This is a genomic window from Companilactobacillus halodurans (assembly GCF_009600985.1).
GTDB lineage: Bacteria > Bacillota > Bacilli > Lactobacillales > Lactobacillaceae > Companilactobacillus > Companilactobacillus halodurans.
In genome coordinates, this window is the sequence record NZ_VDFP01000299.1 from 1 (window position 1) to 1,010 (window position 1,010).

A 1,010-nucleotide genomic window follows, 5' to 3' on the forward strand; every position below is an offset into this window, starting at 1 on the left:
ACAGCACCGTCAGGACCATAAGTGGCGGTCAAAACAGGGGCAGTGTATCCATCGTTGTCATAGTTAGGAATATTAAGAGTGACAGAATCACCAACTTTACCATCGGGAACGTCAATGGAAATGGATTTACCAGTAGTAGGATCGGTAACAGCAACTGATGTATTATTAGAAATAGTTTTACCAGTATAAGAAGCGGGGTTATCAGCGGTAATAGTGTTACCGTTGGCGTCTTTGACGACAACTCCATTAGAATCATATGTGGCAGTTAAAACAGGAGCAATGTATCCATCACTATCACGACTAGGAATATTAAGAGTGACAGAATCACCAACTTTACCGTCAGGAACGTCAATGGAAATGGATTTACCAGTAGTGGGATCAGTAACGGCAACTGCTGCATTATTATCTAAGGGTTCTCCAGTATATGTTAATTTATTATCGTCTGAAATAACGTTTCCCTTGAGATCAGTAATAATATTACCGTCTTTTGTATATTGAACTTTAATTTGAGGAGCGATATATCCGTTTACGGATGGCAAACTAATAGGATCAGAAGTTGTTCCCACGACACCAGCGGGAATATCAACATCTTGTGAACCCTTTGAAGTAGAAACTTTTGTTGTGTAAGGATTAGCGGTATATGTAACGTAGTAAGAGGTAACAGCTTTGTCTGCAAGTATATTACCTTGAACTTGAGTATAGTTTGCAGTATATCCGTCTTTTTGAGGAACATCACCGGTGACAGAACTGTAAATTGTTCCGGTAACAGGGATAGGTATATCACCCATATTAGAAGGAACAATTAAGGTGAAGTGTAAGGGAGTAGCTGTTGAACCGTCGGGCTTAAACTCAGTGCCACCTTTTACATAAGTTCCTAAGTTAGCGGTTAAATTATTTAAATTATAAGTAGTTGATCCATCAGCGCCAGTTGGATCCGCTAATAATTTCTTTCCACCACCAAGCCATTTGCTACCCTGAGCTGAAGAAAGACCAGTGTAATTTTTGAACTT

1 protein-coding gene is annotated in these 1,010 nt (G+C 39.5%); it reads right to left on the reverse strand.

Annotated elements, in window-relative coordinates:
• A partial coding sequence (locus tag FHL06_RS14570) for a hypothetical protein (protein ID WP_420360981.1) occupies nucleotides 1-1,010 on the reverse strand: 1,010 nt, incomplete at both ends.